Origin of the sequence: Methylovorus menthalis (genome assembly GCF_020523625.1) — a bacterium.
Classification (GTDB): Bacteria; Pseudomonadota; Gammaproteobacteria; order Burkholderiales; family Methylophilaceae; genus Methylovorus; species Methylovorus menthalis.
This window is the reverse complement of record NZ_JAJAQH010000001.1, coordinates 512930-539590: the sequence shown is the minus strand read 5'-3', so window position 1 is coordinate 539590 and position 26661 is coordinate 512930. Positions and strand designations below refer to the sequence as shown.

The window sequence follows — 26661 nt, the reverse complement described above, 5'->3', positions numbered from 1 at the left end:
TGTTAAGGCAGCAAGGGGACGATTTCCAGCCCCGTATTCTCTGCAAAGCCGAACATGATGTTCATGTTTTGCACAGCCTGACCAGCAGCGCCCTTGACTAGGTTATCGATGACCGACAATACCACTACAGTATCTCCACCTTGAGGTCTATGCACGGCAATCCGGCACTGGTTGGAACCTCTCACCGAGCGGGTCTCGGGATGAGCGCCCCTGGGCAAGACATCCACGAAGCGCTCATTGGCATAGCGTTGTTCAAATAGAGCCTGTAAATCAGCTTCTTTATTCAGCCGGCCATAGAGGGTGGCATGAATACCCCGAATCAAAGGCGTCAGATGCGGAACAAAGGTTAACCCCACTGGCTTGCCTGCCATGCTGGTCAGGCCTTGACTAATTTCTGGCAGGTGGCGATGTCCTGCCACACCATAGGCCTTGAAATTGTCACCCGCCTCAGCAAACAGGATATGGGTTTCCGCCTTGCGACCCGCGCCACTCACCCCCGATTTGGCATCCGCAATCAAATACTGCGGATCAACCAGCCCCGCCTCAAGCAGCGGCATGAATCCAAGCTGCACGGCGGTTGGGTAGCAACCAGGGTTCGCCACCAGCTGCGCGCCCTTGATTTGCTCACGATTCATTTCAGGCAGACCATACACGGCCTCTGACAGAAGCTCAGGACAGGCATGGGTCATGCCATACCATTTTTCCCAGGTTGCCACATCCCGAATCCGGAAGTCAGCCGCCAGGTCAATGATGCGTACACCAGCCGCCAGCAACTCTCTGGTCTGTTGCATGGCAATGCCATTGGGGGTCGCAAAAAAGACCAGATCACAACTCGCCAGGTCTGATTTGGCGGGATCACTAAAGCTCAAGTCGATATATCCACGCAAGCTGGGAAACATATCTGCTACAGGCAAACCGGCTTCACCGCGGGATGTAATCACACGCAACTCCACCAATGGGTGGATCGCCAGTATTCTTAGCAACTCAACACCGGTATAGCCGGTGCCGCCTACAATACCTACCTTGATTTTAGATGTTTGCATAACCTGATTTCTTTGAATAAAACGCCAGCTTAAGCTGGCTTTGTTGCGCTTATGGTATCAAAGCTTACCGTGCTCACCAAACCGGATTAAACCGGCGGAAAGCAAAAAGCCGCACAAGTGCGGCTTTTTGTACATGGTAAAGCAGTCCTGCTTAACGCTTGGAGAACTGTTTACGACGACGTGCTTTACGGAAGCCGACTTTCTTACGCTCAACTTCACGTGCATCGCGAGTCACGAAGCCTGCCTTGGACAGGGCGCTCTTCAGCGCTGCATCGTAATCAACCAGTGCACGGGTAATGCCGTGACGAACTGCACCAGCCTGACCGGACTCACCGCCGCCATCAACATTGACCATGATGTCAAAGCTGGCAACGTTATCGGTCAATTCCAGAGGCTGACGCACGATCATGCGTGAAGTCACGCGGGAAAAATACTGGTCAACAGGCTTGTCGTTAACAACGATATTGCCGCTGCCGGACTTAATGAAGACACGAGCTACCGAGCTTTTGCGGCGGCCAGTACCGTAGTTATATTTACCAATCATCGTTTATCCTTACGCTTGGCTTTGAATAGTCAAAGGTTGTGGCTGTTGTGCCGCGTGGTCATGCTTAGGACCAGCATATACCTTCAGCTTGCGGAACATGGCGTAGCCCAGAGGACCCTTGGGCAGCATGCCCTTAACAGCCTTTTCCAGCGCACGGCCAGGAAAGCGGTCTTGCATCTTGGCAAAGGTCGTAGTCGAAATACCGCCTGGGTAACCAGAGTGGCGATGGTACAACTTGTCGCCTGCCTTGTTGCCGGTTACTTTGATCTTGTCGGCGTTAACCACGACAATGTAATCGCCCGTATCCACGTGCGGAGTGTAAATCGTTTTATGCTTGCCACGCAGACGGTGGGCAATCTCGCTGGCCAGTCGGCCCAGCACCAGATCCGTAGCATCTACCACGAACCAGTCGCGCTTTACTTCATGCGCTTTTGCAGAAAAGGTCTTCATCGGACAACCATTAATCGCTGAAAAAATTAAGAGGCGGATTTTATGTCACGCAAGTAACGCTTGTCAAACGATATATTGCGTTTGCTAGCGGTTTTATGACGAAAAATGAAGAGCATAACTTGCCACCAGCCCGAAAAACACCGCCGCACCTAACCAGTTATTATGCAAAAAAGCCTTGAAGCAGCGTGCTGGTTGACGCTCACGAATGAGCAGGTAGTGGTAAACCGCGAGCATGGCGGCAATGGTCAAACCAAGATAATAAGGCCAGTTCAGACCATAATGACGGCCTATCAGGAGCAATATTCCCAGCAAGACTCCGTACGATAGCATAATGGCCGCCACATCCCTAGGACCAAAAAATATAGCCGAAGAACGGATACCGATTTTCAAGTCATCCGCCCGATCCACCATGGCGTATTCCGTATCGTAGGCGATGGCCCAGAACACATTTCCCAGCAGCAAAAGCCAAGCAATGCCAGGAATACTGCCGGTCTGTGCAGCGTATGCCATGGGGATACCAAAGCCGAATGCCACCCCGAGATAGGCCTGCGGAATCGCAATCACGCGCTTGGTCAAGGGGTAGCTGGCCGCCAGAAACAAGGCCGGGAAAGACAACAGCACCGTCAGCTTGTTTAATTGCATGACCAAAGCGAAAGCGACCAGGCTTAATATCATCGCCAGCAATAATGCTTCCTTGACACTGACCTCCCCCGTCGCCAACGGGCGGTGGCGCGTACGGGCGACATGGCCGTCAAAATTTCGATCCGCCATATCATTCATGACACAGCCAGCAGCCCGCATCAAGACTGTACCCAATACAAACACGCTTAATACTTTCAAGTCTGGCTTGCCGGCACTGGCCAGCCACAGCGCCCAAAGCGTGGGCCACAGCAGCAGCAGGATGCCGATGGGTTTGTCCATGCGGGTCAATCGCCAATAGGCGCTACTTTTCTTCACTAGCCAGTTCATAATTTTAAAACCGAGGGTAAAAAAACTTCTGTCACCAGAATGGCGGCGCAATCGAGATGAAAGACCGAGCGCCTTGCCCATACGTATGCCGGTTTATTTTGCAAATGCGCCACAGCTTGCTTGTATAGCGCATGCTGCGCTGCCAGCTTGCGATAGCTTAATGGCGCACGACTGACCCGGGGATTGGAAAACAGCATGGAGCCCAGCGAGCGGTTCCCCAGTCTTCCCAAGCCGCGCCAGGCGCCGCGCAAACTAGACTGAGGCAACACGCTGGACGCATATACCGCTGGCTGACCATGACATAACAAATGCACGTCTCGCATCAGCGAAGGATGCCGCGCGGGAATATCCAGCAATGCAGCATCTTCCGGGGCAGGCAATGCTTGCTTCAGGCTGAGCGTATTGACTGAGAATGTCGCGGAACGCGATTGCAAACGCCGGGTCAGGGATGCCGTCTCGACCAGCCAGGAGCGATAGGGACCGCTACCCACCGGTTGGCGCAACCAGTGCTGACGTTGACGGGGAAAGGCGCGGATAATTCTCACGGCATTATTATCGCAGGCTGCATCACACTTTGACCAATTCTTGCGCCTGATGCAGCCAACGCTGCAAATGCGCTTCCGCAGCCTGCGGATGCTTTTGCAGCAGCCAGTCAGCCATGGCCTGGGCCTCCGCCAGCAACACCGCATCCCGCTCCAGGTCGGCAATTTTCAGCATGGGCGTACCACTCTGCCGAATGCCCATGAATTCGCCCGGCCCCCGCAAGTGCAAGTCCGCCTGGGCAATTTCAAACCCATCACTTGATTCATAAATAATCTTGAGACGTGCACGCGCCGTTTCCGATAACGGCGTCTGGTAAAGCAGAATGCAGGCGCTACTGGCGGCCCCGCGCCCTACCCGTCCACGCAGCTGGTGCAACTGCGAAAGCCCCATGCGTTCAGCGTGCTCGATCACCATCAGGCTGGCATTCGGTACATCCACCCCGACTTCAATCACGGTCGTCGCCACCAGCAAGTGGATTTGATTGGCGGCAAACGCTTGCATAACGGCTTGTTTGTCAGCCGGTTTCATGCGCCCATGCACCAGCCCCACCTGCAATTCGGGAAACGCCTCTTGCAAAGCGATATACGTGTCCACCGCTGTCTGCAACTGCAAGGCTTCACTTTCTTCGATCAGAGGGCAAACCCAGTAAGCTTGCCTGCCTTGGCTGCAAGCTGCACGCACCCGCTCGAACACCTCTTCGCGGCGCGCATCGGATACCAGCTTGGTCACCACTGGGGTTCTCCCGGGTGGCAACTCATCAATCACTGACACATCCAGATCGGCAAAATAGCTCATGGAAAGCGTACGCGGTATTGGAGTGGCACTCATCATCAGCTGATGCGGCTGTGCGCCTTTCTGCCGCAGCGCCAGGCGTTGCTGCACACCAAAACGATGCTGCTCATCCACCACCACGAGACCGAGCCTGGCAAACTGCACCTGCTCTTGAAACACGGCATGGGTCCCGATCACCAATTGCGCCTCGCCACTGGCAATCGCGGCCAGCGCCTCTGCTCTCGCCTTTTTGCCCTGGCTGCCAGCCACCCAGACCACGCGCACCGGAGCCACGCCAGATGCCAGATTTTGTAGCCAGGCAGTTAATTTATTGAAATGCTGCTCGGCGAGAATCTCGGTAGGCGCCATGATGGCGGCTTGCCAGCCATGCTCAATCGCCTGCAAGGCGGCCATGGCTGCCACAATGGTCTTGCCGCTACCGACATCGCCTTGCAACAGGCGCTGCATGGGGTAGCTGCGGCCGAGATCTTGCTGAATATCGGTAAATACGCGCTGCTGGGCTGCCGTCAGGCCAAACGGCAGGGATTTCAATAGCGCGGAGACCAGCTTTTTGGAAGGCGGCATGGCAGGCGCGCCCAGACCACGACGACGGGCGTAATGCTTGCGCATGGAAATCTGCTGGGCCAGCAGCTCGTCAAATGCGAGGCGTTGCCAGGCGGGGGTGGTTTTTTCCTGCAGTGCATGTTGATCGGCATCGGGTGGAGGATAGTGCAACTGCAGCAGGCTTTGCTGAAAATCAGGCCAGGCTTTGCCCTGATACACCTTGGCCGGCAGGAGTTCATCATGACTCCCCGTTTCCAGGGCCCGCCCTATCCATTTCCGCAGCGAAGGCTGTGACAAGCCTGCCGTGGTCGGATAGACCGGCGTCAAGGTCTGCTTCACCGCAGCCCCTTCTCGCACCGGCTTGCACTGCGGGTGCACCATTTCATAACCGAAAAAGCCATTCCTCACTTCACCCAGTGCGCGCAAGCGGTTGCCCTCTTTCAGCGCCGCTATCTGGCTGGGGTAGAAGTTGAGAAAGCGCAAGGTCAGGATGCCACTCGTATCCTGCAATCTAGCAATCAGGGCCTTGCGGGGTTTGTACAGGACTTCGGCATGAATAATCTCGCCTTCGACCTGGGCCTGCTCGCCTAGTCGCAATTCGCGGATAGGCGAGATGCGGGTTTCATCCACATAGCGCAAGGGCAAATGCAGGACCAGGTCTTCAATGCTATGAATACCGAGCTTGCGCAGCCCGCTTAGCACCGGCTGCGTGATGCCCTTGAGGTCTTGCAGCGGTTTCAGAGACTATCCTTGCCAGCGGGAAGTTAAAGACTCAGGCGAGCACCATAACGGCATCAGCTTCCACCAGCGCACCGCGTGGCAGTGTCGCGACGCCAACGGCAGCACGCGCAGGATAAGGCTCGCTGAAATACTCGGTCATGATGGAGTTCACCAGGGCAAAGTGACCGAGATCCGTCAGAAAAATGTTCAACTTCACGACATCCGCCAGGGAGCCACCGGCCGCTTCAGCCACGGCCTTGAGGTTGGTGAATACACGATGCACCTGAGCTTCAATACCCTCTACCAGCTCCATGCTGGCAGGATCCAGGCCAATCTGCCCCGACAGGTAAACGGTGCCATTGACTGCAACTGCCTGCGAGTAAGTGCCGATCGCTTTGGGGGCGTGGTCGGTATGTATGATCTTTTTTGCCATGGTTTTCCTCAGGTCTTAAGTTTTTAGGATATTAGGTTTGCGTGGTGCGGCCGAGCCTTACTGTATGCGCTGCTCGGTGCCGGCACCCTTGACGCGATTGATGCGCACCACGTCAGGAATTTTGCGGATACGACGCATCAGCTCGGCCAGGTGCACGCGATTTTCTACCTGCACGGTGAAATGCATATTGGTGTAGGCACTGCTGTCCGACTCTTCCATGCTGACGTGATCAATATTGGAGCCCGCCTCGGCAATGGTAGACGCGATCTGCGCCAGCATGCCGCGCTGGTTGGCAACCACCAGCTTCAGATTAACATTGAACAGGCGCTTGCCATCCGGATCCCATTCAACATCCAGCCACTTTTCCGGATCGACCCGGAATTTGCGGATGGCCGGACAATCGTGCGTATGAATGACCAACCCCTTGTCCTTGTTGATAAAGCCAAGGATGGGGTCGCCAGGGATAGGGCGGCAGCATTGAGCAAATTGCACGGCCATGCCTTCGGAACCACGGATGGTGATGGTGCCCAGCGGCTTGTTGGTGTGTTTGGCATGGCGCTCGCCCTGCTCTTCGCTCATTGCCAGCAGTTGATGCGCGACCATGACGTTGAGCCGCTTGCCCAAGCCAATGTCGGTGAGAATCTCTTCCTTGTTCTTGGCGCCATAGTCCCGCAGCAGCTTCAGCCAATGCGTGTCGTCGATCTTGGCGACGTCGGCATGCAGGGCACGCAGTGCCTGGTTCAGCAAGCGCTCACCCAGATGGGCTGACTCGGTTGTCTGCAAGGACTTGAGGAAGTGGCGGATATGCGCGCGTGCCTTGCCGGTGGCGACATAATTCAGCCAAGCAGGGTTGGGGTGCGCATGAGCAGCCGTGATGATTTCCACATGATCGCCGTTATGCAGCTCGGTACGCAGCGGTGCCAACTCCTGGTTGATCTTGACGGCCACGCAGCGATTGCCGATATCCGTATGCACGGCGTAGGCAAAGTCCACCGCCGTGGCGCCTTTTGGCAGGGCCATGATCTTGCCCTTGGGCGTAAACACATACACCTCATCCGGGAACAGGTCGACCTTGAAGTGCTCGAGAAACTCCAGCGAGTCCGTGCTTTCGCTCTGGATATCCAGCAGGCGCTGCAGCCATTGGTGCGTCTGCTGCTGCAGCTCAGTCAAATGCGCGTCGGTCGTCTTGTACAACCAGTGCGCCGCTACGCCAGCATCGGCGATGTTGTGCATCTCGCGGCTGCGTATCTGCACCTCAATCGGTGTGCCAAACGGGCCAAACAGCGTGGTATGCAGCGACTGGTAGCCATTGGCCTTGGGGATAGCGATGTAATCCTTGAACTTGCCTGGGATCGGCTTATAGAGCCCATGCAACACGCCAAGCGCCAGATAGCAGCTGGACAGATCCTTGACGATGATGCGGAAACCGTAAATGTCGTATATCTGGGAAAAGGTCACGGTTTTACCGGTCATCTTGCGGTAAATACTGTAAAGATGCTTTTCGCGCCCCGTCACCTCGGCTTCGATATGCATCTCGCCCAAGCGCTCGCGTATGGCATCCAGTATCTTGCCGACCACTTCCTTGCGGTTGCCACGCGCAGCCAGGATAGCCTTGGAGATGACCGAATAGCGCATGGGGTACAAATGCTTGAAGCTCAGGTCTTCCAGTTCCTGGTAGATGGCATTCAGCCCCAGGCGATTGGCGATGGGCGCGTAAATTTCCAGGGTTTCGCGCGCGGTGCGACGACGCTTTTCTGGGTTCATGACGCCGAGCGTGCTCATGTTGTGCAGGCGGTCAGCGAGCTTGACCAGAATAACACGCACGTCTTGCGACATGGCCAGCAGCATTTTGCGGAAGTTTTCCGCCTGGGCTTCGGTCTCGGTGCTGAACTTGATCTTGTCCAGCTTGGAAAGTCCATCCACCAGCTCGGCCACCTGCTTGCCAAAGCGCTCGCTCACCTCCTGAGTGGTGACGCCGGTATCTTCCACCACATCATGGAGCAAGGCAGCCACCACCGTCGGCACATCCATGTGCAACTCGGCCAGGATGCAGGCCACCGACACCGGGTGCGTGATATACGGCTCGCCGCTTTTGCGCAGCTGGCCGGTATGCGCCATATCGCTGAAGCGATATGCCGCCCAGACCTGCTCAATATCTTCTGGCTTGAGATAAACCCGCAAGCGCTGCGTCAGTAGCGAATCTTCGCTATCGGCGGGCAATAAGGGGGCTGCCACATGTTTCAGCGACTCCGCCGGACGTTTGGCTACCAATTTAGGCATGCTGACTCAACCACCTGTGACGATCCATTAAACTTCTAAAGGGTTTTACCAAAAAAACAAGGCACCGATTGAACACACATAATGCCTTCAAACAGCGCCTTGCTTGATCTTCGGTGCATCTAGCACCGGATGTTGAACTTAGGCTTGGCCGCGGTTCAGCACTTCCAGACCGACCTTGCCGGATGCGATTTCGCGCAGTGCCAGCACTGTGGGCTTGTCCTTCTGGCCATGGGTATTGACCAAAGGTTCCGAGCCGTTGGCCAATTGGCGCGAACGGTACGCTGCTACCAGTGTCAGTTGAAAGCGATTAGGGATTTTTTCGAGACAATCATCTACTGTCATGCGAGCCATGTGTTATTCCTCCGTATGATCTATATGAGTTTTTCCAGCAGATCCTGGTGCCGCAGCAACTGCTTTTCACGCTGCAAACGCTGGGTGCGGATGATGGCGCGCAGATCATTTAGCGCCACCTCAAAATCGTCGTTAATTGTAACATAGTCGAACTCGACCACATGGCGCATCTCATCGCGAGCAGCTGCCAGCCGACGTGCAATCACCTCGACGCTATCCTGCCCACGGCCGTGCAGGCGCTGCTCCAGAGCCTCCAGCGAGGGTGGCAGAATAAAAATACTGATCGCCTGGGGATAAAGACTGCGCACCTGGGCAGCACCCTGCCAGTCAATCTCCAGAATCAGGTCATTGCCTTGCTTCAACACGCCTTCTACCCGGCTTTGCGATGTGCCATAGCGCGCGCCATGCACATGCGCACTTTCCAGGAAGTCGCTGGCTTCAAGCATGCGCATGAATTCAACCTCTTCCACAAAGTGATAATGCACCCCATCCACCTCGCCTGGTCGCGGCTTGCGGGTGGTGTACGACACCGAAAGCTGGATCTGGCTGTCCGACGCGAGCAACTCGCGCACCAGACTGGTTTTACCCGCGCCAGAAGCTGCGGTGATGATAAATAGATTGCCTGTCATGCTTGTGATTTCTTTGTAAATGGCCTGCGCCAGTTGGCGGTAACTTCAGATAGGCGGCCCGTTACCAGGCCGCCTTTTCAAATGTGATTACTCGATATTTTGAATCTGTTCACGCATCTGTTCAATCAATACTTTGAGTGCCATGGCTGTTTGCGATACTTCGGTTGATACCGACTTGGAACCCAGGGTATTCGCTTCGCGATTCAGCTCCTGCATCAGGAAATCCAGACGCTTGCCTGCCGCGGCCTTGGCGCCGAGGATACGCTTTACTTCTTCAATATGCGCCGTGAGGCGGGTCAGCTCCTCGTCCACATCCACGCGCTGGGCAAACAGCACCAGCTCCTGCCGCACGCGCTCTTCATCCACCGACTTCAAGGCCTCCTGCAGCTTGGCCATCAGGCGCTCCTGATACGCCTTGATCTGCAATGGCAACAGCGGCTTCACCTGGGCAACTTCGCGCTCCATCTCAGCCAGGCGCTCGCGGATCACCGCTGCCAGTTTGGCACCTTCACGCGCCCGCGCGGCACTCATGTCCTGCAACACCTGTTCCAGGGTCGCCTTGACCTGATCACCCAGCGCAGCCGTATCCATGCCATCGCTCATGACCACGCCGGGCCAGCGCAGAATGTCGGCCACCGTCAAAGGCGCACTGGCAGGCATATGATGCTGCACATCGGCCGAGAGCTTGGCCAGCTGCTGCACGATACTGATATCAAGCTCGGCTTTTTTGGCAGCATCCTGACTACGCATCAGACTCATGCGGCATTCCACCTTGCCACGGCCGAGATGCGCTGCAATCAGTTCGCGCGCCATGGGTTCAAAGCTGCGCAGGCTGTCATCCAGCTTCATGTGCAATTCAAGATAGCGATGATTGACGGAGCGCAACTCGATAATGAGAGTGCCGCCGCTAACCTCGCGCTCCAGCGAGGCAAATCCGGTCATACTGAATGTCATGGAAAATTCCTGGGGGAGATGAAGATTTTAAAGTTGGGGCATGGTATCAAATCCCGCCGGATTCATGCCAAAATAAGCTGGTGCCTCGCCGCGGCGGCACACGGTTTTCTGATGATCTTGTTGCGCATTTTTCATTCATGCCACGGCCGACACTTGGGATGTATCGTTCAGTATGCAGGCTACGCAAAACCAGTCTCTCCCCATTGGACACCCACTACAGGACTATGTCATCAAGAAGGTTCTGAGCGCGGGTGGCTTCAGCGTGGTCTACCTGGCCGAAGATGCCAGCAAAAATACCGTGGCTATCAAGGAATACCTGCCCACCGGCCTCGCCTTGCGTAGCGAAGGCAGCAAAGTGCAGATCAACTCGGCCGCCGCCTCTACCAATTTCAAGCATGGCCTCAAATGCTTTTTTGAGGAAGGGCGAGCACTTGCTACCATCGAACACCGCAATATTGTGCGGGTGCTGAATTTTTTCCGCGCCAACGATACCGTATACATGGTCATGCAATACGAGCGTGGAAAATCCCTGCAAGCTTCCATCCTCAACCAACCGCAGCCATTGGGAGAGAACTTCATCCGTCGCGTCTTTTGCGAGCTACTGAATGGCCTGCGCGAAGTGCACGCCCGCAAGCTGTTGCATCTGGATATCAAGCCCGCCAACATCTACATCCGGCTGGATGGCTCGCCTGTGCTGCTGGATTTCGGCTCGGCCCGGCAAACATTGTCCGCTACCCAGCCCAGCCTGCCGCCGAGCTATACACCAGGGTTTGCCTCGCCCGAGCAATACTTTGACAAAACCCTGCTGGGACCATGGAGCGATATCTATAGTGTAGGTGCCAGCATGTATGCCTGCATCAGCCGCGGCACACCACCTGCAGCGGATGCCCGCCGCAAGGAAGACAAACTGATACCCGCCACCCGCCTCGGCCAAGCGCATTATTCGCGAGCCCTGCTGGAAATTATTGATCGCTGCCTGGCGATAGACCACATGCAGCGCCCACAAAGTGTGCTGACCCTGCAAAAGTTGCTGGCGGAGCAGATCCCCAGCGCGCCTCCCGCCAAAGCCGGGCTGATGGACAAACTACGCCAGTATTGGCGGCCAGACACATGAAATTCAGCATTTACCAAAGTAGCCGCAAAGGCCCACGTGCGCATAATCAGGACAGGCTGGCCTATGCCTATAGTCGCGATGCCGTGCTGATGGTGCTGGCCGATGGCATGGGTGGCCATCGTCATGGCGAAGTGGCCGCTCGCCTTGCCGTCAAAACCCTGACCGAGGATTTCAAAAAAAGAGCGGTTGACCTGCTGCCCCACCCCGGCCGCTACCTGATGGAGCAAATCCAGGTCATTCACCAAGCCTTGCATCAGCTCAAGCATAGCCAGCACTTGCTCGAAGCCCCCTGCACCACTATCGTCGCCGCCATTATCCAGCAACATCGCCTGTACACAGCCCATGTAGGCGACTCCCGCCTCTACCATTTCCGCAGTGGGCGCAGCATTTACCACACGGAGGATCACTCCGTGGTGCAAAAGCTGTTTCGTCAGGGCTTGCTGCATCGCGATGAGATGGCACGCCACCCGGAGCGGCACAAAATCTATAACTGCCTGGGGAGCGGCCATGCGCCCAAAATCGAGCTGACGCCGCCGCGCAAGCTGATAGATGGCGATATTCTGCTGCTGTGCTCGGATGGCTTGTGGTCAGGCTTGAGCGAAGAGCAGATGGCCGACATGATTTACCAGCATCCGGTCGATATTGCCATTCCCCGTATGCTGGAAACCGCCGAGGAGCAAAATGGCAGCGAAGGTGACAATGCCAGTGCCATCGGCCTGCGCCTGGGGCAAGCCGAGCTGATGCTGTCTTCTGATGACATAGCGATGGGGGCGATTACGACCATCATGAATCCCGTTACTGAAAATTCAGCCCAGGCCGAAGATGTTGAGCTGAACGAAGCGCAGATTGACCTGGCAATTGCTGAAATACAGGCGGCCATTGCCAAATCCCGCGTCTAGCCTGCCCCGCCCTGCAGCCGTCGTTTCACGTGGAACCCGGCATTATTGAATTCACCACGACTGGCTTATAATCAAGGTTTTGACAGAGCGAAACCATCATGCGCCCCAGCCAGCGAGAAACCCACCAGCTACGCCCTATTGAAATCATCCGGCACTACACCAAGCATGCCGAGGGCTCGGTACTCGTCAAGTTTGGCGATACCCATGTGCTCTGCACCGCCAGCGTGGACGAAAAAGTGCCCGGATTTTTGCGCGGCAAAAACCAGGGCTGGGTAACGGCAGAATACGGCATGCTGCCCCGCTCCACCGGTAGCCGTATGGACCGCGAAGCGGCGCGTGGCAAGCAAAGTGGCCGCACACAGGAGATTCAGCGCCTGATTGGCCGCTCCCTGCGCGCCATCATCGATCTGGAAAAACTGGGTGAGCGCAGCATACAGATTGACTGTGATGTGATTCAGGCCGATGGCGGCACCCGCACCGCTAGTATTACCGGTGCCTATGTTGCCCTGCATGACGCCATCAGCCGCTTGCTGGCCCAGGGCCTGATCAGCGAATCGCCTTTGCGTGACTCCGTCGCCGCTGTGTCGGTAGGTGTTTATCAAGGCACGCCGGTGCTGGACCTCGACTATATTGAAGATTCCGACTGCGATACCGACATGAATGTCGTGATGACCGGCAGCGGCGGCTATGTGGAAATCCAGGGCACGGCCGAAGGTGTGCCGTTTCAGCGTGCCGATATGGATCGCATGCTGGACCTCGCTGCCGCAGGCATTCGCGAGCTGACCAGCCTGCAAACCAAGGTACTGGGCTTGTAACATGGCGCTGCCATTCAACCAACTGGTCATCGCCAGCGGCAACGCGGGCAAGTTGCGCGAGATCCGCCACCTGCTGGCACCGCTCGCCGTGGAGATCATCCCGCAATCCACCTTGAATGTGCCGGAAGCGGAAGAGCCCTACTGTACGTTTATTGAAAACGCCCTGACCAAAGCACGCCATGCCAGCCGCCATACCGGACTGCCTGCGCTGGCCGATGATTCCGGCCTGTGCGTAGATGCCCTGCAAGGCGCACCTGGCGTGTTGTCAGCCCGCTACGCGGGTGAACCAAAATCGGATGCCCGCAATAATGCGAAACTGCTGGAGGTCATGCAGGGTCTCACCCAGCGGCAGGCGCATTTTTATTGTGTGATCGTGCTGGTGCGCCATGCTGACGACCCGGAACCGCTGATTGCCGAAGGTGTATGGCAAGGCGAGATACTGGACACCTTGCGCGGCGAAGATGGCTTTGGCTATGACCCTTTGTTTCTGGATGCCAAAACCGGCAAGACCGTGGCCGAATTACCACTGGATGTTAAGAGCCGGATCAGCCACCGTGGCCAAGCCATGGCGCGATTGCTACATCGACTGGAGAGATTGGCAACATGAGTAGCAACGACTGGCCCAAATGGGTACGCGATGACAACAGCGTGGTCTCCTGCACGGAAAAAGTGAAGGTGATGACCGAGAATTTTGACGAGCTGAAACAAATTGCGCAGGATGCGCTGGAAGACGGCCTCTTGATGGAAGTCTCCGAGCAGCAGATGCGTGACGCCCTGCACCAGCTGATCGATAGCCTGATCAACCCGTACAACAAAGCCTAGCGGTTTTCCGCGCCGCATGATCCCGATTATTCCAATTGCACCTGCCCCGGTGACCGAGAATCCACTGGTCGGCCAGCTCACCAGCAGCGGCTTGCGCAATCCGCCGCCGCTCAGCCTGTATATTCATATCCCCTGGTGCGTGCGCAAATGTCCTTATTGTGATTTCAACTCGCATGAATCGCGCAATCCCATCCCGGAAAGCACCTATGTCGATGCGCTGATTGCCGACCTTGAGCAAGCCACGCCTCTGGTATGGGGCCGCAAGGTACGCAGCATCTTTTTTGGCGGCGGTACGCCCAGTCTGTTCAGCGCGGAATCCATAGATCGCATCCTCAGCCATGTGCGCATGCTCACACCGCTGGAATACGATGCGGAAATCACGCTGGAAGCCAACCCCGGCACCTTTGAAGCTGATCGCTTCGAAGGCTACCGCGATGCCGGGGTCAACCGCATTTCGATTGGCATACAAAGCTTTAATCCGCGCCATTTGCAAGCCCTCGGTCGCATACACAACAGCGAAGAAGCACAGCACGCCGCAGCACATGCCATCCAGATTTTTGGCAACGTGAACCTGGACCTGATGTATGCACTGCCGGAGCAAACCCTGGAAGAAGCCCTTCAGGATATCCGCACCGCCATTGCGCTAGGCCCCACGCATATCTCCGCTTATCACCTGACACTGGAACCCAACACGCCGTTTTACTACAAGCCACCAGCCCTGCCGGACGATGACACCAGCGCCACCATGCAGGAAGCCATTGAGCACTTGCTGGCAGAACACGGGTATGGTCATTACGAAACCTCAGCCTTTGGCAAAGCGGGCAAACGTTGTCGGCACAACCTGAATTACTGGGTGTTTGGGGATTATCTGGGCATCGGTGCGGGCGCTCACAGCAAGCTGAGTTTTCATGACCGCATCCTGCGGCAATCGCGCATCAAGCAACCCAACGCCTACATGAAAGCCGTGGCTGAAATGAGCCATGTCGAGGAAGAACGCCTGCTGGATCGCGCAGACCTCGGATTTGAATTCATGATGAATGCCCTGCGCCTGACTGAAGGCTTTGACCCCAAGCTGTTTACCACCATGACGGGGCAAGCGCTCAGCACGGTGGAACCCGCCCTTCAGCAGGCCGAGCAACGCGGCCTGATTACGCGTACTCCTGAGCTGATTGCCCCCACCGCGCTGGGGCAGCGCTTTTTGAATGAGCTATTGCAACTCTTTCTGCAGGACTGAAAATCCCGCGACTATCTTGCCGTACATCCGCCACCGCCTGATGTACGCGCAACGCAATAATCCCACGCACTGACCTGACAATGCGAAATCGAAGCACCGCGTCGTAAGGCCCGCGCAAAAAGACAGCATTGAAAGAACAGGATTGAAAGGTTAGTACAGCCCGTTGAATGTTCTGGTAGGTAAGTCAGTACTTAATACCGATTGCCGCGATTCAAACAAAACCCGTAAAAACAGCATTCCGGTCTCGTCCTTGTACTGTGGTGCATTGCGCTCGGAGAGCGCACCGCCTATCTGCAGCCTGTCGTTGATGCGCCAGACACCGCTGGCTTCAGCGGTATAGCTCATGCCGTTATTTTTGCTGGAGGCATAGGTATTGCCGTCTTCATTGCCGGGAAACCACGGCGAAGCCGCTTCGGCGATGGACACGGTGGCAAACGCCAAACGGCCTTTCACGATGAACTGCTGGTTTTCACGGGTGAGAAAGTCCAGCGAGGGGCCTATGCTGACAAAGCGCTCCGGGCTGAAATACCCCCCATGCCCCAGCGTGAAATGGCTGAGATTTTTTTCATAATGATCATAATTCAAGCCCAGGCCCACCACGGCATATGAAAATGCAGGCAAGTCGAGGTTTTTGCCCACACTGGCAAACATACCCGCATGGCGATTCGTTTCCACACTCTCGCCATCCAGATATTCCAGGTTAATGGCACCGCTCACGGACCAGTTATTCCCCAGTTGCTGCAGGCCGTTCAATCGAAGACCTTTGCGCAGCACGCGCCCCCATTGCTTGCCGGTATAGGGATCACGAATACCGGTGTAAGACAGCAAGGACTCGCGCACCGGCTCTACATACAAGCTGCTGGTGAGATTCGCCAGTTTGCTCATGCTCTGATGCGCCACATAGCCCGTCGGGCGACTGCTGACCTCGCCGTTATCCGGCGTCATGCCCAAGGCGATATCCCACACATCGTCGCGCCAGCTTACTCGCGGCTCAAGCCCGGTTGTTTTGGTAACCGGCGAATACTGCCAGGCACCGGAATTGCCGGAGCCCACCAGCGCATTGCGTGACAATGTGCCGCTATCCAGGCGAACTTCGCGCAGTGAAACATTCAGCTCGCCGCTGCTACCCGTCGGCAGGCTGGCATCCAGCACGGGCACCTGGCGTATGCTCAACTGAGATAAGCCCTGGGTGCCGCTCTTGTCGCGGAAGGCCGCCTCGGCACTGGCTTGTGGCGCGGCAATAGCCCCGACTTCGCCATAGCTTGCAGGATCAAGTGCGCGCGCCTCAAAAAAGCGTTTCTGCCCAAATAATCCTGCGGCGACATGGTGTTTGTACAGGCTGGCCAGTGGCTCGGTAGACGCCAGAGTGGCAATGTCGTCTGCCCGATCTTGCTTGAGATAGCTCGCCATGACGCCAGCGGCGCTTTCCTCATCCGGCCGTGCGCGGTAAAGCGCGGCAAATTCCTCAGCAGCGTGCGCAGTATCCCCCAACTCAAGCTTGGACCAGGCCTGCATGAGTGCCGCATACCGGGGCAAGGCCCCAGCTTGCTTCGCCTCCTGCAAGTAGTTCAAAGCCTGCTGACTATCCTTTTGCTCATAAGCCTGTTTTGCCTTTGCAAGATAAGCATTCAGCAGCAGGTCATTGCGCCCGGCATCGCCCGGCGGCAAGCCTTGGGCAACCGTAATCGCTTCCTCATGGTTTTGCTGGCGCGAGTAACTCAATGCTAGGCCATAGCGGGCATTGTCATTCTGCGGCTCCATCGTCAGAGCAATCACAAACAAATCCTGCGCCGCCGCCAATCTCTCCAGCTTGAAATCATGCCAGGCCACCAGCAATAGCTGGCTGACATCTTTTCTGGCAAGAATCTGTGGTTGCAGCTGGGCAAACAGGCTATCCACCATGGCATTGTTCTGCTGCTTGATCGCAAGCTCCAGATCCTCTACCCCGTTCTGGTATACCAGTTGCTGAAAAAGCCCCTCGCCATGCGCACTGCGCTGGGTGCCTGCGCTGAGGGCAATCAAGGCCTCCCATTCTTCACGGGCGAGCCACTGCTGGGCTTTGTACAGGGTGGCGAGCCTGTCTTCTTCTTTCTCGCACCGGGTCACCAGATATTGCAGTTGCGCCTGCAAGGCTTCGATTTGCCCCGTCGTTGAGCGAGCGGCGGCCAGCACCCATGCTTTGTCGATGGCAGCGCATGAAAACGCATCCGGGTACTGCTCGCCCAGTTTCACCAGTGCCTCCATATCCTGCTCGCGCATTGCGCGCTCCAGCCGCTGTTCGCGCCGCTTTTGCACCAGCAAGGCAAGCAGATCCGGTGGGGCTTTCCAGTCGGGATGCTCACGTTCAAGCCTGGCAATATCCTGTTCCACACGGTCATATTGATGCTGGTTAAAGAGCTTCCATAAGGGACGGGTATCGGGCGCGCTCGGCTGTACAGCCTGATTGACGGCAGCAGGAGTAGTGGCTTTTTTCGGTGAGGTCAAAAAGCTGGAAAGCGGCACATTGTTGATCAGTGGCTGGCTTTGCACCCGGCCATTCTTCTCAGGCGTTTGGGATTCGATGGCATCTGACACCGCCTTGGGTTCACTGATGACATTGGACGGCACAGCCTTGATTTTTGCCGGTGATGCGCCCGCATCCTGCTCTGCGACGACAGCCCATGCAGATGTGGTGGCCGTCATCGCCCGCAGATTGCCGGGAGCTTCTTCCGCACAGGCGATGAGGGGGCATTCGGCCAGTCCGGCCAATGACAGCATCACCACTAGAGTCCTGTATTTCAACGCGACTGCTCCTCCACCATCATATCGGCCAGCAGCAATAGCGTTGCCGAGTAATAATCCTGCGTGTTGATCGGATACTCAGGCCTTATCTGTAAGGCAGGATAGCGGCATGTCATATCTGCAATATTGAGGATGCCGGACGCTGCGCCATAAGGCGCTATCGCATCGTTTTCGATACTGACAGTGGGCGGTACATAGGGGGTTTTCTGATAATGTCCCCAGAATGCTTGGAATGGCGCCAGCACACTTGCGCTGGCTTTCTTGCCCCACATGATGAAAAGCGGCACGCGCACTGCGTCATAGCCAAATTGCGCCGGGAATCCCGGGGCAGGAATCACTTTATTGCCGAGTTGCACCCAGTCGGTGGGCAACTGCCATTTGCCGAAATGGCTCTCGCCGATCAAGGTGATACCGCTCTGGCCCAGTTGGTCCCACACAGGGTCGGGCGCGTAGCGACTGAAATCATTCAAGGCCGGGAAAACCCAGTAAGACAGGTTGACGATCTGGCCAGCCGGTTTTTCAAAACCTGCCGAGCCGGGCAGAATTACGGGGCCCCACTTGCTCGGTTTTACCAGCAGCCGCTTCACATCGTTGAGAATAGCCTCTGCCGCCGCTTTATAGGCGGGGACATGCCATTTGTCCGAGGCGCGCAGCAGCGCCCATGCTACGTACAGGTCGCCATCCGTGGCATTGTTGAAATCATTGACGCCATGTTTGGTGGTCCAGCGCCAGGCCAGCAAATGATCCTTGCGCACCTGCAGTGAAGTTTGCGTCCACTGCCACAGACGATCAAAGGTCTTCTGATCGTTGTAATGCACGGCCAGCAGCATGGTGACGCCCTGCCCTTCCGAATGGCTGATACCGCCATTGCCTACGTCTACCACGCGGCCCTCGGCCAGCACAAAGCGCTGCTTGAATTCCGTCCATTCGGCCTGGCCCGCCGTGGCAGACGCACTGCCGAATTGAAATAGGAAACCTAGCAGCAGTGCCTTAAAGTAAGATAAAGGCCTATCCGTTTTAAACATAACGTCTCTCAAAAATGACTGACAGGGTAACGATGACTGGCTCCGCACAATTACAACATGTTAATCCGGCACAAGCAGTGGGGATGACCATCCAGGTCTTCAGCCACAGCAACGATGCCTTGCAAACCATTCGGCAGCTAGCCCAAGACGCCGTGACCGAACACACCGGCAGCATGACAACGGAAGGCCAGCACTGGATCGCCCGCTTTGCCAGTACCGACGATAGCCTGCAAGCCGCCATCGCCATGCAGCGCGCTACCGACCTCTTTAATTTCAATAACGGCAGCCACCCACCCATACTGTTGGGTATCCATATCGCATGCGCTGAAAATACTACTCCTGCCCTCACATCTCCCCCGGCGGCTTTTTTACGCCCCGGGGAAATCCACCTCTCAGAAAGCGCATACCGCGCCATCCACCATGATCAATCCATCAAGTTCAGGACGGTGGATCATGCCAGCACCACCGCCTACAAAGCCATCTGGAAGATGCAGGAATTCGAGCTCGCTAGCCCCACGCATCATCAAGGCGCGTCTTCCGCAGGCTTTTTCATCAAGCTGTTCCTCATTTGCCTGATCCCTTTTCTGCTGGTGCTGGCGTATACCTGGCGCGAACCCTTGCAGCATGGCCTGAGTTCGCTGGATGGCACGCGTACCATAGACCATCAGCTGCAATAGCCCGCTTTTTTATACTGCCCGTCCGGCCACACGTTTCTTGCGATAACGGCGCAGCACCACAAACAGGGTGATGGCAAACCCGATGGTCAGCAAAATCACCAGCCCGTAATACACATAAGGATGGGTGTAGAGGTAAGACTGCCAGAACGACTTCTTGCCGGATTTACCCGTGGTAAAGGTGGTTTCAGGCTTGAAGCTTTTCACGATAGGCTTGTCCTCCTGCGCGGCAATGTCCAGCATGGTCAGCTCTCCCTCGGTCTGCGCCTGCACCTCGGACTTGAGCAAGGCTTCACTCAGGCTGAGCAGGTTTTTCGAATCACGCGCGGCGAATACCATGCCGGTACGACCCGACTCATACGGCGACTCAAACTGCATGAGATAGCCCTGCCCCTCGCCCAACTGACTTGCTTGCACACTGCTGACCAACACGGGATCTGACGCCCAATCCCGCACCAGTGCATACGGCACGGCGGCCTTGGCCTTGGTAAAAGGCAAGCCCTTGCCGCCTAGCGCGGTAGAAATGCTGTCTGGCGACCCCAGCATGATGAAGTCACCCTTCCATGGATTGGCCAAGGCTTTATCCAGCTGGATGGCATACAGGGGAAAACCGCTTTTCTGCGTCATCAAGCCAATCAGGTTCATGGCGGCAGACAGGGTGTTGTCGTCGGTCTGCGTCAATACCACCTTGGTTTCATAGCCATCTGCCCAGCGCGTGAAGGGAAAGCCGCTCAGCATGAAGAGCTCCAGCCTCGGCAACTCGACAAAATGCGGCATGTCGGGGAAGCTGAAGGTGGTGTCATCAAATACGGTGAGGAACATATTGCCGGTCAGCATCAGATCGCATTCTTTCAATGGCGGATGCAACTCGGTATTGAAAGAAATGCGATTGCTCCCTGGCTGGAAGAGGCGTGTGGGGATTTCAATCACGTAATTCTGGAACGAAGCCCCATCCGTGTTGCCCAGGTGAATGCCTTTGACGATCTTGCCATTCACCACGATATTCATGGCCGAGGTGTCACGCATGCCAGCACCGTAGGCAAAGTGCAGCGTGAGCTTGGCCGCCAGGTTGGGCCGGATCATGAAATCTGGCGGCAAGCGGAAATTGATATCCTTGCTGCTGGCATTGCCCCCCTGGAACGTCGCCGTCGGGAAATTCAGCGCCTTGAGGGTATATTCCTTGCCCGGCTCAATCAGCTCACGGCCGCTGTATTCCTTGAGTTTGGGCAATTTGAATTCATAGGCACTCAGTCCCTGTGTGCCGGGGAAAATCGACATGCTGGCAAAGGTTTCGGCAGCGAGCTTGACCTCATCCACCTGCTTGCCAGTGACTACCAGCAGAGCGTGTCCGGCATCCTGACCGCCGCCAGCCTGTGGCAGCGGCAGCATGGTGACATAACCACCGTCGGCATGTTCGGCCAATGCCAGTTTCGCCTCGCCCAGCAGGCGCTGGGTAAAGGCATGCTTGCCCACGAGGATATTGTCGACCCCGGGTTTCAGCTGGCTGGAAACCGTGAAGCTGACTTGTCGATAGTCAAAATGATGCGCCACTCCGGAAGCCACAATCGACAAGGGGTTCAGCAACTCGGCATCCTGGGTATCGGTGACGAGATGCACTTCAGCCTGGGGGAAGACTTTTGGGTCAAACAGCATGGTGCCCACGCTGGACAAGGCCAGAGGAACCGCCTTGTTTTCATAGTCGATCGCCAGCACCGAGCGCTTGAGGTCTATCGTCGTCCACATATCGGGCGAGCAGCCCTTTTCGCAGCCTTTGCTTTCGCTGTGCTGGGCTACGGCAAACGAGAGTTTGTTATAGCCTGCGGTCAGATACTGCACCGGCAGATTGAGCTGCACCAGCACATCCGGGCTTAATGCATCGAGCTTGGTCTGGGCGATAGGCATGCCATTCAGCTTGACCACCAGCTGGGATTGGCTGGTAATCAGGTTGATCGAGGAAACGTAATGCAGGTTCAGCGTCACCTTTTTCACATTCCAGCGATGCGCCAGCGGGATATCCAGCCCCTGCTCATCCCCGGTACATTTCAAGGTAAGCGTGGGCGCTGCAATCAGCTTGTCGAGCTCGACCTGCTGGGTATTGGCATAACCCAATAGCGGAAACATCCATAAAACGACATACATCAACACTTTCATACTACCCCCGAACTTCCCTATGATTGATTGGCTTATTTTTTTGCGTATTTTCTTTGCAAGGCCATCAGATACTGCACGCCAGATGACGTCATGATGCCCATGCTTTCCACCATACCTTTGATGCCAGATACAAACAGGTGGCCCAGCATTCTGAATGTTTTCTCATTGCGGGTTTTCTTGGCCCAAAAGCGCGTCCAGCGCCCGCTATCGCCATACAAATAGGCCACGGCCTGGGCGTAACTCTGCTTATCCAGCACAAATTCCGTCCCACAATAAAACACGCCGTCACGCTCAATCACCCGTTTGAAGACGGCGTTAAAGATAAATTTCCTGCCATCGCTGCTGGTTGTTTCCAGTATCACCGGCTCCGAAACCTTTGGCACCTGAGGCAGCCTCACCTTGAACCCCAAGCCCGTGATGGAAAGGTCCATGGTCTCCCCTAAGTATTCGGCATCCCCGCCCGGCAGACGTATCCTCATGGGCTCTTCCACGTTGATGCGGTGAAATTGGCGCATCTGTTTGCGTTCCCAGAAAGCCCCCAGTGAAATGATCGCCAGGACCACGTTATAAGTACACCACACAGCCGTCACCGACAAGGTATCGCGCAGGATGGGATCCGTAAACCAGCTGATGACCCCGGCGCCGATGGCCAGGATATTAACCAGGATAATGACGAAAAAGATGGCAGCCAAAGGATTAAGAAAATCCTGCTCCTGCGTGCTGCCTTTGGGTGTGACCTTGAACGAGGGCTTGTGCGGGTTGAATAGCACGGCGATCACCGCCGGTGCCAGGAAAATCGACTGCACGCTCTCATAAATTTCCGAGAAAAATGGCTGGCGCGCCCGGCCATAGAAGAAATCCATCAGCATGAAGGTGGAGAAGATATACGGCACGGCATAACTGATGACTTGCGTGAACGACGCAAAATAAATCTTGAGGCTGAGCAGCAGGAACAAGGCTGGCGCGATGAAAAACATCACGCGTGCCAATCCAAAAAACCAGTAAAAGCAGAAATTGAAATAGCACAAGCGCTGGTGGAAGCTCAGGCCCTTGGCCATCAGTGGATTGCTGAGAAGGAAGAGCTGGACCATGCCCTGTGCCCAGCGCGTGCGCTGCAAGATGTAGTCCTTGTAACTTTCAGGCGATAGCCCGCACACCATGGGGCGATCCAGATAAATGCTGTTATAGCCCAGGCTGTGCAGGTGAAAGGAGGTTTCGGCGTCTTCGGTAATGGTCTTGCCCGCGATGCCGCCCACTTCCATGACATAGCGACGGCGCAGCAGCGCGGCCGAGCCGCAGAAGTAACTGGAGTTCCAGAAATCCAGCGAACGATGGATTTCCTTGTAAAACATATCGTTTTCACGATTGGGATTGCCGACGCCAATGAGGTTTTTTTCCACGGGCGTGGGATTAATGAAAAAGTGCGGCGTCTGCACCAGAAACAGCTTTGGGTCAGCCGCAAAGAAGCCAACTGTGCGGCGCAGGATATCGTTGGTCGGCACGTGGTCGCAATCCAGTACCAGAAAAAGCTCGCCATGCGTCTGGTGCAGGGCATGGTTAAGATTGCCCGCCTTGGCGGCAACATTGGTTTCACGGGTGATGTAGTTGACGCCAAGATCCTGCGCCAGCCTGCGCAAACGGTAATACCGCGCCCACGCGACTTCGGCCGAGGCCGGGTTGTTGCGCTTGTTTACCGTGCTGCCATCATCGCAAATGTGAATGCGCAGTTTGTCTTTGGGATAATCAATCTGGCTAGCGGCAATGGTCGTGATGCGAATGATATCGTCCGACTCATCGTAGGTCGGGATAAACACATCCACCACGGGATAATCCGCCAGGTTGGGCGGCAATTTGAGTGGCCGGTTACGCAGGGGCCAGAGATTCAGCAGTATCCCCAGCATGTAGATCGTCAGGGAATACACTTCGGCCAGGTAGAGCAAGGTCATGGCAATGAAATCCAGCGGCCCGGTGTAGATCAGGGTTTCGGTACTGCGCCAGATCAGGTATCGCAAGGCCAGAAAGCCGGAAAGCAGGATAAACAAAAAGCGCCATGGTGGGCGCTTGGTCACCTGCCATTTGTACATGCACGCCAGAATCACAAACACGCCCCAGGACAGCATGAGCTGGCGCTGAAGATCGAATACATCAATGGATACCTTCAAGAGGTACATCAACAGGCTGGCAAACCCCAGCAAGAGCCATCCTATGGAGAGCGATTGACTCTTGGGATCCTCATTAAAAAATGGGAACAGCGCCTTTGGTTTCATGATTTTTTTCTTTTAATTCTCATTTTCACAGATGAACCCCTGATCCTCATCTGACGCGGCTGGTATTACATTCCCCCAACCGCACGCCACTTTACCATCAAGCCCATCATCGCCGATAGATCGGGAAGGCTTGCACATGCTCAAGCAGGATAACTAGCAACTCTTATACCGTCGCCCGCTTACTTTAGTACTATCCGTTGTTAATTCGTAGTGAAATCATTTACTAAGGCGCTTTATTCATGCGCAAGCGCCGAACAAAAGCCTTGCTTCATTTAAGCTTGGCAGGCTAAAACTCCCCTGAATAGTGCATAAAGCTTGCCTCAGGGCTGCCCTAACTCTCGATCAAGGAACGCTGCAATTTGCAGCGGCATCACCTGATGAAACGCTACCCGGTCAAATCCGGCGGGATCAAGCGCAGGGGCCAGGCCTGGACGTTGCATCGCCTGCGGAAATGGGCTGAGAAAGGAAAAATGTCCGGCATTCTTCACCTCATGCCAGCTCACGCAGGCTGGCTGCTGAACGCCATTGATCACGAGGTCGGCATGCCATTGCGGGGTAATGTCATCGTGCTCGCCAGTGAGGATGAGTATGGGTAAATTGATCGCACTCAAGGCGCCTTCGGGCAAATAATAAGCCGTGGCGGGCGCCAGCAACACCAGCGCAGAAATGCGATGGTCAGCCTCGACCGGCACGGCCTCCTGCTCCTGAGTCCAGGGCTGGCCACCCGCCAGGGCAAGCGCGGTATATGCACCCAGCGAGTGGCCGATGACGGCAATGCGGGTGAAATCAAGATGGGGGGAGTAGGCTGGGTTCTGGGCCAGATGATCTATGGTCAGCGATACATGGCGCGGACGGTTTTGCAGGTTTTGCCAGGTACCCTTAAGGCGGTTATCAAGCCGATTATTGCCGGCATGCTCCAGCAGAACGACGACATAGCCATGTGCTGCCAAAGCCATGGCGATGGTGCGGTACAGAATGGGCGCGCCGCCGCTGCCGTGAGATATCAGCACCAGCGGGAAGACACCTGGTGCCAAGGGAGCATCCAGCGCCACCTGCATAGTATAGGGGCCTATGCTGTGCGGCTGGGGTTCTTGCGTGGTGGGGTAAAAACTAAGGGCGGGAAAGGTCAGATGCTGTGCAGCATCTGACACATTGAATGTCTGAAAACCGACCGGCATGCCGAGGGCGGTTGGCGATCAGGCCAAGGCCTGACGCGCGCGGCCGATGGCAAGCCGGACCTGCTCCGGAGCGGTTCCCCCGATATGATTACGGCTGGCGAGAGAGCCTTCCAGGGTCAGGACGGCGTAGACATCATCGCTGATCTGGCCACTGAATTTCTGTAACTCGGCCAGAGGCAGGTCAGACAGGTCACAGCCTTTTTCCACCGCATACCGCACGGCAAGCGCCACCACTTCATGAGCATCGCGGAAAGGCGTGCCTTTTTTCACGAGATAGTCAGCAAGATCAGTGGCGGTAGCGAAGCCTTCGCTCGCGGCTGCCCGCATGGCGGCCTTGTCGACCTTGATGCCGCGTAGCATGTCGGCATATATCTGCAAGGTCACCAGAATAGTATCTGCGGTGTCGAACAAGGGTTCCTTGTCTTCCTGATTGTCCTTGTTGTAGGCCAGCGGCTGGCTTTTCATCAAGGTCAGCAGCGCCACCAGGTGACCATTGACCCGGCCGGTCTTGCCACGCACCAGTTCGGGTACGTCAGGATTTTTTTTCTGCGGCATGATGCTGGAGCCGGTACAGAAGCGATCGGCAATATCGATAAAGCCAAAGCGCGGGCTGGACCACAAGATAAGCTCTTCGGAGAAGCGCGACAGATGCGTCATCAGCAAGGCAGCGGCAGCGGTAAATTCAATGGCGAAATCGCGGTCGGATACGGCATCCAGCGAATTTTGGCAGACTGAATCAAAGCCCAGTTGTTGCGCCACATATTCACGATCTATCGGATAGCTGGTGCCAGCAAGCGCGGCGGCGCCCAGCGGCAAACGATTGATACGCTTGCGCGCATCGGCAAAACGCTCGGCATCGCGCTGCAACATCTCAAAGTAAGCCAGCAGGTGATGACCAAAGGTCACTGGCTGGGCCACTTGCAAATGGGTAAAGCCAGGCATCACGGTATCACTGTGCGCTTCAGCAAGATCCAGCAGCGAAGCCTGCAAGCCACGAATTCCGGCGATCACATCATCGGTGGTAGCGCGCAACCACAGGCGCACATCGGTCGCCACCTGGTCATTGCGCGAGCGGCCGGTATGCAGGCGCTTGCCAGCATCGCCGATCTTGTCTGTCAGGCGCTTCTCGATGTTCAGATGCACATCTTCCAGATCCAGCAGCCACTCAAACTCGCCAGCGCGAATCTCTTGCAGGATCGCCGCCAGCCCTTGTTCGATGGCACTGACATCCTCATGGCTGATAATGCCCTGCTTGCCCAGCATGCGAGCATGGGCCAGCGATCCCTGAATATCAAACTCGGCCAGGCGTTTGTCAAAATCCACCGATGCCGTGTAGCGCTTGACCAGCTCAGCGACAGGCTCGTTGAAACGGCCGGACCAGGCTTTGTCTTTGGCATCGAGTGAATTGGGGGTGCGGGATTGTTCTTGCATGAGACGTTTTCGTTAAGAA

24 protein-coding genes are annotated in these 26661 nt (G+C 56.0%); 7 read left to right on the top strand and 17 right to left on the bottom strand.

Annotation, left to right across the window (positions count from 1 at the left end):
* Positions 1-2: 2 nt before the first annotated feature.
* The 11 genes from argC to LG204_RS02395 all read right to left on the bottom strand — a co-directional run bounded on the left by argC (position 3) and on the right by LG204_RS02395 (position 10251).
* Complete coding sequence (gene argC / locus LG204_RS02445) at positions 3-1043, bottom strand: N-acetyl-gamma-glutamyl-phosphate reductase (RefSeq protein ID WP_230335790.1); 1041 nt, start codon at positions 1041-1043, stop codon at positions 3-5.
* A 151-nt stretch (positions 1044-1194) separates the two neighbouring features.
* On the bottom strand, positions 1195-1587 hold the full coding sequence (gene rpsI / locus LG204_RS02440) for a 30S ribosomal protein S9 (RefSeq protein ID WP_013440884.1): 393 nt from the start codon (positions 1585-1587) through the stop codon (positions 1195-1197).
* 9 nt (positions 1588-1596) lie between these two features.
* A complete protein-coding gene (gene rplM, locus LG204_RS02435; RefSeq protein ID WP_013440883.1) occupies positions 1597-2037 on the bottom strand; it encodes a 50S ribosomal protein L13 in 441 nt (146 codons plus the stop codon).
* 93 nt (positions 2038-2130) lie between these two features.
* Complete coding sequence (gene ubiA / locus LG204_RS02430; RefSeq protein ID WP_230335789.1) at positions 2131-3006, bottom strand: 4-hydroxybenzoate octaprenyltransferase; 876 nt, start codon at positions 3004-3006, stop codon at positions 2131-2133.
* Positions 3003-3551 (bottom strand): chorismate--pyruvate lyase family protein, encoded by a 549-nt coding sequence (locus tag LG204_RS02425; RefSeq protein WP_230335788.1) that lies wholly within the window; start codon positions 3549-3551, stop codon positions 3003-3005. The genes ubiA and LG204_RS02425 overlap by 4 nt, the downstream gene beginning before the upstream one ends.
* Positions 3552-3573: 22 nt before the next feature.
* Complete coding sequence (gene recG, locus LG204_RS02420) at positions 3574-5625, bottom strand: ATP-dependent DNA helicase RecG (protein WP_230335806.1); 2052 nt, start codon at positions 5623-5625, stop codon at positions 3574-3576.
* A gap of 31 nt (positions 5626-5656) precedes the next feature.
* Complete coding sequence (locus tag LG204_RS02415; protein WP_230335787.1) at positions 5657-6037, bottom strand: RidA family protein; 381 nt, start codon at positions 6035-6037, stop codon at positions 5657-5659.
* A 57-nt stretch (positions 6038-6094) separates the two neighbouring features.
* Positions 6095-8317: a RelA/SpoT family protein gene (locus LG204_RS02410; RefSeq protein WP_230335786.1), complete on the bottom strand. Its 2223-nt coding sequence runs from the start codon at positions 8315-8317 to the stop codon at positions 6095-6097.
* 138 nt (positions 8318-8455) lie between these two features.
* Entirely contained in the window at positions 8456-8668 is a 213-nt protein-coding gene (gene rpoZ / locus LG204_RS02405) for a DNA-directed RNA polymerase subunit omega (protein WP_013440877.1), read from the bottom strand.
* Between the two features lie 20 nt (positions 8669-8688).
* Positions 8689-9297, bottom strand: coding sequence for a guanylate kinase (gene gmk / locus LG204_RS02400; RefSeq protein WP_230335785.1), 609 nt, complete (start codon positions 9295-9297; stop codon positions 8689-8691).
* Positions 9298-9384: 87 nt separating this feature from the next.
* Positions 9385-10251 (bottom strand): YicC/YloC family endoribonuclease, encoded by an 867-nt coding sequence (locus LG204_RS02395; protein ID WP_230335784.1) that lies wholly within the window; start codon positions 10249-10251, stop codon positions 9385-9387.
* A 172-nt stretch (positions 10252-10423) separates the two neighbouring features.
* Between LG204_RS02395 and LG204_RS02390 the strand changes: the two genes are divergently transcribed.
* The 6 genes from LG204_RS02390 (at position 10424) to hemW (ending at position 15135) form a co-directional block, all read left to right on the top strand.
* The gene (locus LG204_RS02390; protein WP_230335783.1) at positions 10424-11365 is read left to right on the top strand and encodes a serine/threonine protein kinase; all 942 of its coding nucleotides are present in this window, start codon (positions 10424-10426) and stop codon (positions 11363-11365) included.
* Positions 11362-12264 (top strand): PP2C family protein-serine/threonine phosphatase, encoded by a 903-nt coding sequence (locus LG204_RS02385; protein WP_230335782.1) that lies wholly within the window; start codon positions 11362-11364, stop codon positions 12262-12264. Before LG204_RS02390 ends, LG204_RS02385 begins: the two co-directional genes overlap by 4 nt.
* A gap of 98 nt (positions 12265-12362) precedes the next feature.
* On the top strand, positions 12363-13079 hold the full coding sequence (gene rph / locus LG204_RS02380) for a ribonuclease PH (RefSeq protein WP_230335781.1): 717 nt from the start codon (positions 12363-12365) through the stop codon (positions 13077-13079).
* 1 nt (position 13080) lies between these two features.
* Positions 13081-13686: an RdgB/HAM1 family non-canonical purine NTP pyrophosphatase gene (rdgB, locus tag LG204_RS02375; RefSeq protein ID WP_230335780.1), complete on the top strand. Its 606-nt coding sequence runs from the start codon at positions 13081-13083 to the stop codon at positions 13684-13686.
* Positions 13683-13901 (top strand): hypothetical protein, encoded by a 219-nt coding sequence (locus LG204_RS02370; protein ID WP_230335779.1) that lies wholly within the window; start codon positions 13683-13685, stop codon positions 13899-13901. The genes rdgB and LG204_RS02370 overlap by 4 nt, the downstream gene beginning before the upstream one ends.
* 16 nt (positions 13902-13917) lie before the next feature.
* Positions 13918-15135: a radical SAM family heme chaperone HemW gene (gene hemW, locus LG204_RS02365; RefSeq protein WP_230335778.1), complete on the top strand. Its 1218-nt coding sequence runs from the start codon at positions 13918-13920 to the stop codon at positions 15133-15135.
* A gap of 150 nt (positions 15136-15285) precedes the next feature.
* Here hemW and LG204_RS02360 read toward each other — a convergent pair whose 3' ends face one another.
* Both LG204_RS02360 and LG204_RS02355 read right to left on the bottom strand, forming a co-directional pair.
* A complete protein-coding gene (locus LG204_RS02360; RefSeq protein WP_230335777.1) occupies positions 15286-17916 on the bottom strand; it encodes a cellulose synthase subunit BcsC-related outer membrane protein in 2631 nt (876 codons plus the stop codon).
* A complete protein-coding gene (locus LG204_RS02355) occupies positions 17913-18941 on the bottom strand; it encodes a glycosyl hydrolase family 8 (protein WP_230335776.1) in 1029 nt (342 codons plus the stop codon). The genes LG204_RS02360 and LG204_RS02355 overlap by 4 nt, the downstream gene beginning before the upstream one ends.
* Before the next feature lie 83 nt (positions 18942-19024).
* Here LG204_RS02355 and LG204_RS02350 point away from each other — a divergent pair, with 83 nt between their 5' ends.
* Positions 19025-19618, top strand: a complete 594-nt coding sequence (locus tag LG204_RS02350) for a hypothetical protein (RefSeq protein WP_230335775.1) — start codon at positions 19025-19027, stop codon at positions 19616-19618.
* A 9-nt stretch (positions 19619-19627) separates the two neighbouring features.
* On the opposite strand, the gene LG204_RS02345 is transcribed toward LG204_RS02350, so the two are convergent.
* The 4 genes from LG204_RS02345 to argH all read right to left on the bottom strand — a co-directional run bounded on the left by LG204_RS02345 (position 19628) and on the right by argH (position 26642).
* Complete coding sequence (locus tag LG204_RS02345; RefSeq protein WP_230335774.1) at positions 19628-21766, bottom strand: cellulose biosynthesis cyclic di-GMP-binding regulatory protein BcsB; 2139 nt, start codon at positions 21764-21766, stop codon at positions 19628-19630.
* 32 nt (positions 21767-21798) lie between these two features.
* Positions 21799-24033, bottom strand: coding sequence for a UDP-forming cellulose synthase catalytic subunit (gene bcsA, locus LG204_RS02340; protein WP_230335773.1), 2235 nt, complete (start codon positions 24031-24033; stop codon positions 21799-21801).
* 320 nt (positions 24034-24353) lie between these two features.
* Positions 24354-25211, bottom strand: a complete 858-nt coding sequence (locus LG204_RS02335) for an alpha/beta hydrolase family protein (RefSeq protein WP_230335772.1) — start codon at positions 25209-25211, stop codon at positions 24354-24356.
* An 18-nt stretch (positions 25212-25229) separates the two neighbouring features.
* Positions 25230-26642 carry an argininosuccinate lyase gene (argH, locus tag LG204_RS02330; RefSeq protein WP_230335771.1) on the bottom strand — a complete coding sequence of 471 codons (1413 nt, stop codon included), beginning with the start codon at positions 26640-26642 and terminating at the stop codon, positions 25230-25232.
* Positions 26643-26661 lie beyond the last annotated feature (19 nt).